The organism is Vibrio sp. 704, from assembly GCF_033339295.1.
On record NZ_JAWOUH010000037.1, the window covers coordinates 1 to 6,383 of the forward strand.

At 42.9% G+C, this 6,383-nt stretch carries 5 protein-coding genes and 4 tRNA genes; 3 read left to right on the top strand and 6 right to left on the bottom strand.

The window, feature by feature from the left end; translation table 11 throughout:
• Window positions 1-180 precede the first annotated feature (180 nt).
• The 4 genes from R7R24_RS23910 to R7R24_RS23925 form a co-directional block, all read right to left on the bottom strand.
• Window positions 181-256: transfer RNA gene (locus R7R24_RS23910), tRNA-Thr, on the bottom strand.
• A 13-nt stretch (window positions 257-269) separates the two neighbouring features.
• Window positions 270-344 (bottom strand) — tRNA-Gly (locus tag R7R24_RS23915).
• 35 nt (window positions 345-379) lie between these two features.
• Window positions 380-464: transfer RNA gene (locus tag R7R24_RS23920), tRNA-Tyr, on the bottom strand.
• A gap of 36 nt (window positions 465-500) precedes the next feature.
• Window positions 501-576 (bottom strand) — tRNA-Thr (locus R7R24_RS23925).
• A gap of 205 nt (window positions 577-781) precedes the next feature.
• Here R7R24_RS23925 and coaA point away from each other — a divergent pair.
• Window positions 782-1,705: a type I pantothenate kinase gene (coaA, locus tag R7R24_RS23930; protein WP_005388683.1), complete on the top strand. Its 924-nt coding sequence runs from the start codon at window positions 782-784 to the stop codon at window positions 1,703-1,705.
• Window positions 1,706-1,712: 7 nt separating this feature from the next.
• Here the strand turns inward: coaA and birA are convergent, their stop codons facing one another.
• Complete coding sequence (gene birA, locus R7R24_RS23935; protein ID WP_054579710.1) at window positions 1,713-2,678, bottom strand: bifunctional biotin--[acetyl-CoA-carboxylase] ligase/biotin operon repressor BirA; 966 nt, start codon at window positions 2,676-2,678, stop codon at window positions 1,713-1,715.
• Window positions 2,675-3,718, bottom strand: a complete 1,044-nt coding sequence (gene murB / locus R7R24_RS23940) for a UDP-N-acetylmuramate dehydrogenase (RefSeq protein ID WP_054579709.1) — start codon at window positions 3,716-3,718, stop codon at window positions 2,675-2,677. The genes birA and murB overlap by 4 nt, the downstream gene beginning before the upstream one ends.
• Before the next feature lie 101 nt (window positions 3,719-3,819).
• On the opposite strand from murB, the gene R7R24_RS23945 reads away from it, so the two are divergent.
• Together R7R24_RS23945 and pssA are read left to right on the top strand one after the other, a co-directional pair.
• Window positions 3,820-4,251: a GNAT family N-acetyltransferase gene (locus tag R7R24_RS23945; protein WP_017821963.1), complete on the top strand. Its 432-nt coding sequence runs from the start codon at window positions 3,820-3,822 to the stop codon at window positions 4,249-4,251.
• 71 nt (window positions 4,252-4,322) lie between these two features.
• The gene (gene pssA / locus R7R24_RS23950; protein WP_005373047.1) at window positions 4,323-5,663 is read left to right on the top strand and encodes a CDP-diacylglycerol--serine O-phosphatidyltransferase; all 1,341 of its coding nucleotides are present in this window, start codon (window positions 4,323-4,325) and stop codon (window positions 5,661-5,663) included.
• Window positions 5,664-6,383 lie beyond the last annotated feature (720 nt).

The following is a 6,383-nucleotide window of genomic DNA, read 5'->3' on the forward strand; positions in this document are numbered from 1 at the left end:
TGTTTTACCGTGGTCAACGTGGCCGATAGTACCAACGTTAACGTGCGGTTTCGTACGTTCAAATTTTTCTTTAGACATGAGTGGTCCCTCTAGGTACGGATTTAGGTGGCCCAAATTGACCACGCAACCAAAAAAAGATAATTGGTAAATCTAATATCAAAAGGAAATAAACTTGAGAGCTGGTGCTGATAGGCAGACTCGAACTGCCGACCTCATCCTTACCAAGGATGCGCTCTACCACCTGAGCTATATCAGCACTCAAATTAGAGTGGAGCGGGCAGCGGGAATCGAACCCGCATCATCAGCTTGGAAGGCTGAGGTAATAGCCATTATACGATGCCCGCAACACGTAACTCTGAGAGCTATTTCCTAAAGAATATGGTGGAGGGGGACGGATTCGAACCATCGAAGGCAGTGCCGGCAGATTTACAGTCTGCTCCCTTTGGCCACTCGGGAACCCCTCCAAATTTTCAAGCCATTCAGACTACTAAAGGAAAGAATGGTGCCGACTACCGGAATCGAACTGGTGACCTACTGATTACAAGTCAGTTGCTCTACCTACTGAGCTAAGTCGGCATAAGTGGTGCGCATTCTATTGAATGATTTTCTAGGTTGCAATAGTAATTTGAAAAAAAATCATAAATTTCGATTTTTTAGATTCGTTTGCTGCAAATTCGTACAAACTTAGCTTTTTTAAAGTAAACTTCGACCTTTGTCGTTTGCTTTGAAGTTCGCTTGATGTATGTTCTTGCTTCTATTAAACCAAGGATAAAAGAGACCCATGAGTCCATTTTTGTCATTTGACCGTGCAAATTGGGCCGAGTTAAGAAACTCTGTACCGATGACACTTTCTGAAGACGACTTGACTGCGCTTCAGGGCATTAATGAAAACCTAACCATGGAGGAAGCGGTAGAGATCTACCTTCCTTTGTCTCGTCTTTTGAATCTGTATGTCCAAGCTCGTCAAAGCCGCAATTCCGTATTACAACAATTCTTAAATACAGAGGAACATGCTCCCCCTTTCGTAATTGGTATCGCTGGCAGTGTTGCTGTAGGCAAAAGTACGACTGCTCGTATTCTAACGGCATTGCTTTCTCGTTGGGAGAATCACCCCAAAGTCTCCTTGGTTACAACAGATGGCTTCCTATATCCGAAAAAAGTACTAGAAGAACGCGGTATCATGCATCGTAAAGGCTTCCCTGAATCCTATGATATCAAGCGTTTAGTCGAGTTCATGTCTGACGTAAAGGCAGGAAAGCCCGATCTTGAAGTACCCATCTACTCTCACATCACGTATGACATTACTGATGAACTAAGAAAAGTGGATAGACCGGATGTTCTTATTATTGAAGGTTTAAACGTTCTGCAAAGTGGAATGGACTATCCACATGACCCGCATCGTGTCTTCGTCTCTGACTTTTTAGATTTTTCAATTTATGTCGACGCAGAAACAGAGACCATTGAACATTGGTATGTAGAACGCTTTTTAAAGTTTCGCCAAGGGGCCTTTACGAAACCAGGCTCTTATTTTAGCCACTACACACAACTCTCTGTCGATGACGCAAAGAAAAAAGCGAAGCAAATTTGGCATGATATTAATGGGCTCAATTTAGAATTGAATATTCTTCCAACTCGTGAGAGAGCCCACTTGATTCTACACAAAGGCGTTAACCACTTGGTTGATAAAGTCTCGTTGCGAAAGTAATCGAAGATTAGTCACTTTTACGCAACGAGATTTCACCACCAATATAAGTCTCGAGTCCTTGGGAGGTTTCGATTAATATTCCACCTTGATGATCGATGCCTCGAACGACGCCATATACCTCTCTAGGACCAATAAGCAGTTTGACCTGACGATTAAGGAAATTGTCTAACCGATTCCAACGTTCGATAAAGCCAGTAAGCCCTTTCATTTCATATTCGACAAGTGCGGAGTTCCAATGCTTGATAAGTGTCATTGCTAGAACATTTCTATCGTTCTTGAGACTCTGATTTACTTGGTTCAACGTGGTCCATGGCTGGTCAATCTCAGGCTGGTCGTCAGGCATTCCAATATTCAGGCCCATCCCAATCACTAGATGAGCAGCCCCACCGGCCTGACCCGACATTTCAACCAAGATTCCGGCCAGTTTTTTATCTTGATAATACAAGTCATTCGGCCACTTGAGTTTAACACCTTGCATGCCTACTTCTTCCAAAGCTTCCACTGCGGCAATCCCAATCACCAAGCTCAAGCCCATTGCCGCAGCCATTCCTGCATCCAGTCGCCAATACATAGAGAGATATAAGTTAGAGCCAAACGGTGAGACCCATTGTCTACCGCGGCGACCACGCCCTTGTGCTTGATATTCAGCAATACAAACACGGCCCTTTTCCGAATCCGCGACTCTGTCGAGCAAATATTGATTCGTTGAGTCAATCACAGGGACGAGTTCAACAAGTGACTCCGAGCTAGTGGTAAGGAGAGTCTCGTCTAACAACTGCAATGGTGAGGCTAATTGGTAACCGCGCCCTTGCACTCGATAAATATCAATACCCCATTCACTAAGACCTTTAATGTGCTTAGCGATTGCCGCTCTAGAAACATTAAGATCGTCGCCCAACGCTTCTCCTGAATGAAACTCTCCATCACTTAATAACTTTAGAATATGAAGTTTCGTAGAGTGATCTTTTCTCATCTAGATGCCTCGATCTGAGCCAAATTGGTCTCCCCGGTACGATTGAGAAAGCGTACTTCATGCTCAAGTATGATTTGGTATTTGTCCCATACTGTCTGCTTCACTAAAGAAGCAAGCGCGACAATGTCATCTGCACTACAATTATCCATGTTGGTCAAAACCAAAGCTTGCATAGGGTTGACCTGCGCACCGTGTACAGACTTCCCTTTTAATCCACACTGATCGATAAGCCAACCAGCAGCAATTTTCATTCCTCCAGAAGCTGGGTAGGCCACTACGTTAGGGTATTTTTTTGTGAGTCGATCATAGTAATCTTGCGTGATCACTGGGTTTTTAAAGAAACTACCTGCGTTACCTATCTTGGTTGGATCTGGTAGTTTTGCCTTTCGCACTTGGCATACTCGTTCGAAGATAGAAGCAGGGCTGAGTTGTTCTTCTGGGATACTTTGTAAAGGGCCGTACTGGTTAATCGGCTGCCATTGCTTCGTCAACTTAAGCCCTAATGCGGTGATAAAGCACTTTCCGTGCAACGCATGTTTAAATATGGAATCCCTATAGGCAAACTCACAGTCTTGGGCGTGCATTCTTTTGTTTTCAAACGTAGTTAGGTCAAGAACATCTACATAATCACAGATGTCTTTTAGCTCTAGGCCATACGCACCAATGTTCTGAATAGGAGCCGAGCCAGCACAACCTGGAATCAAAGCTAAGTTCTCGATCCCACCGATCCCCTGATTCACACACCAGGAAACCAATTCAGGCCAATCTTCACCACCGGCAATATGTAATAGGTAGTGCTCATCCGTTTCCGTGACTTCTTTACCCATGATTCGATTAACAATCACTAATCCCTCAAAATGTTCTGTAAAAAGAACATTACTTCCTTTACCTAAAAAAAGTTTCGGTAAATGGGTGAATCTTGGGTTTTGAAATAGCTCAATAACATCTTCGAGCGACTCAACGATAGCTAAATAGGAACACGATTGTTCAATTCCAAAAGTATGGTAAGCCTTTAGGCTCGCATTTGTTTTAATTTGCATAGTAGGTTTGCAACACCAGATAAGATTCTCTTAAACTGTCGACATTCTACATTAGTTATCTTTTAACCGCAGTGACAATACCAGACTCATTAATCATAGAAGTGTTAAATCCCATCAAGCTCCCCCTCATTAAGAAACTATACAAAGCGTATTACCCTGCGGGTCGAGCCAAAAAGGATGAATTGATCATTACAGCAAGCCATAAGGGTGAAATCATTGCGTTACTACGTTTAAAAAGTGTAGATAAAGTTCGTCTGTTGACAGGAATGTTGGTCATTCCGAAAGTTAGGGGAACAGGGATTGGAAAAAAACTACTAACTCATTGTAAAAACAATGTTTTCACTGATGGCGATTATTGCTTCGCGTTTACACATCTCGAATCCTATTATTCCAAGCATGGATTCACAACAATTGATTGCTCTGAGCTACCACACCCGCTAAAAATGGCATTTCAACGTTACGTAGATAGCGGTAAAGATCTCATTCCAATGCAATTCATCTCTTCAACGACATCAAAACGCGTGCTTTTGTAGCCAGGTAAATCATATCTTTGATAAAATGGCAGGTTCGCAATATTGCACTAAACTAAGGTACTCATACCGATATGATAGTAAGTAGGAATCCATTCGAACAGTTGCCAAGTCTCGCTGTCAATCCGGAAGACTTTGATGTTCTGTATTCAGCAGAATCATTCAGAACCCGTCTTTTAGATGCGATCAGCAAAGCAACGTCGCGAATTTACCTAGTCGCTCTATATCTGGAAGATGATGAAGCTGGACGTGAAATTCTCACTGCGCTTTATGAAGCGAAACAGCGCAATCCTGGGTTGGACATCAATATCTGTGTCGACTGGCATCGAGCGCAGCGTGGCCTGATTGGTGCGGAGACATCTGAGGGTAATTCAGCGCTTTACAAAGCATATGCCAGTAAGTACCTACACCCAATCCCTGTCTATGGCATACCAGTGCGTGGCAGAGAAGTTTTTGGGGTACTGCATTTAAAAGGCTTCATTGTCGATGATACTGTTATCTACAGTGGGGCGAGCTTAAATAACGTTTATCTCCATTATCATGAACGTTATCGATTTGATCGTTACCATGTGATTCGACATGAACCTTTAGCGAATTCAATGGTGCAATTCATTCAGGAAGAAATGATTGCTCACCCTGCCGTTAATGATCTTGCAGGAAAAGATAAGCCAGAAACCAAAGAAATAAAGTCGGCGATTCGCCAACTGAGGGCTTCTCTTGCTCAAGCCAACTATAAGTTTGAAGACCAAGCTGCAACAGAAGAAAGCGTAAAAGTCACTCCGTTAGTTGGGCTAGGCAAACGCCGTAATCTGCTCAATCAACAGATTGTAAAGTTATTGGCAGCAGCCCAAGACGAAATTTTCATTTGTACGCCTTACTTTAACTTCCCTAAAGCACTTCATCGTGAAGTGAAACGAGCCATGAAGCGTGGTGTGAAAGTAACTATTGTTGTGGGTGATAAAACCGCCAACGACTTTTACATTGCACCCGAGGAAGACTTTAAAACCATTGGCGGACTTCCATATCTTTACGAAGTGAATTTGCGTCGCTTTGCGAAAGCCAATGAAGCGAATATCGCCGCACGTAAATTGTCAATTCACCTATGGAAGCATGACAATAACAGCTTCCACCTTAAGGGTATTTGGGTTGATAAACGCTATATGCTACTTACTGGGAATAACCTAAACCCACGTGCTTGGTCACTCGACCTAGAAAATGGGCTACTCATACAAGACAATTATGCGAAGCTCACTGAGAAGTTTGAAGACGAAGTTTCGCGTATTCTTGAGCATACTCACCTTATCTGTACTTATAAGCAATTAGAGAAAGTAGAAGACTATCCTATAGGGGTACAGCGACTGGTCAGAAAAATTACCCGCCTAAAGGCAGATGGTGTTTTAAAACGTATTCTTTAGACATCATTTCTCGCTCTAAAGTACGTCGAGATTTTTATACTAAGCCAACCGCTTTAGCAGTTGGCTTTTTCATATAATCCATTTGGAATACTTAACTATTTTCTAGTACCGCTAGTGAGCACATAACCACTTAGATCTAGAGCGACTCTCTTAATGGGTTTGAGCTTTGACGTTTGTGAGTATTCCGCATAGCTTACAGCCTCGAGCTAAGCTACCCCTCTCTGTTTTGGCGCTTCTTACCCCTTGGCGATATATTTTTTCTGAGACTCATCAAATGTTCAGCGTCGAAAATCATCACCTCGCTAATGAAGAGCTCCTTCAATCTTTCACCTTCCAATTCTTTTCAAGTCGTTTGATTTTTGAGCCAGGAGAGATTGGGGGTATATATGACGCTTTTCTGGATTATGTGCACAGTTCGTTTTTTCTTTCTCATCAAGATTCAAGCCGTTGAACGCCTTTGAATACCATAGATTACTTAGGTTTGTTTGTAGGTCATATTGTCTTTCCACAGCATCAACGGCCTATATTAATTAAAGCCTAGTGTGTAATCACGCAAAGTTCACTTAGTAGGGATTATGGGGAGTAGTCTAATTAGGTGTAAACACACTTCAGGGAAACGCCGCAGTAGAAACGAAAAAAGCCTCAGTCTTTCGACTGAGGCTTAATATAAGTGGCGGAGTGGACGGGACTCGAACCCGCGACCCCCGGCGTGACAGGCCG

What these genes read in the sequence shown, in the direction of transcription:
- murB (WP_054579709.1), bottom strand. Translation starts at nt 3,718, where the DNA reads ATGCAAATTAAAACAAATGCGAGCCTAAAGGCTTACCATACTTTTGGA.
- coaA (WP_005388683.1), top strand. Translation starts at nt 782, where the DNA reads ATGAGTCCATTTTTGTCATTTGACCGTGCAAATTGGGCCGAGTTAAGA.
- birA (WP_054579710.1), bottom strand. Translation starts at nt 2,678, where the DNA reads ATGAGAAAAGATCACTCTACGAAACTTCATATTCTAAAGTTATTAAGT.
- pssA (WP_005373047.1), top strand. Translation starts at nt 4,323, where the DNA reads ATGATAGTAAGTAGGAATCCATTCGAACAGTTGCCAAGTCTCGCTGTC.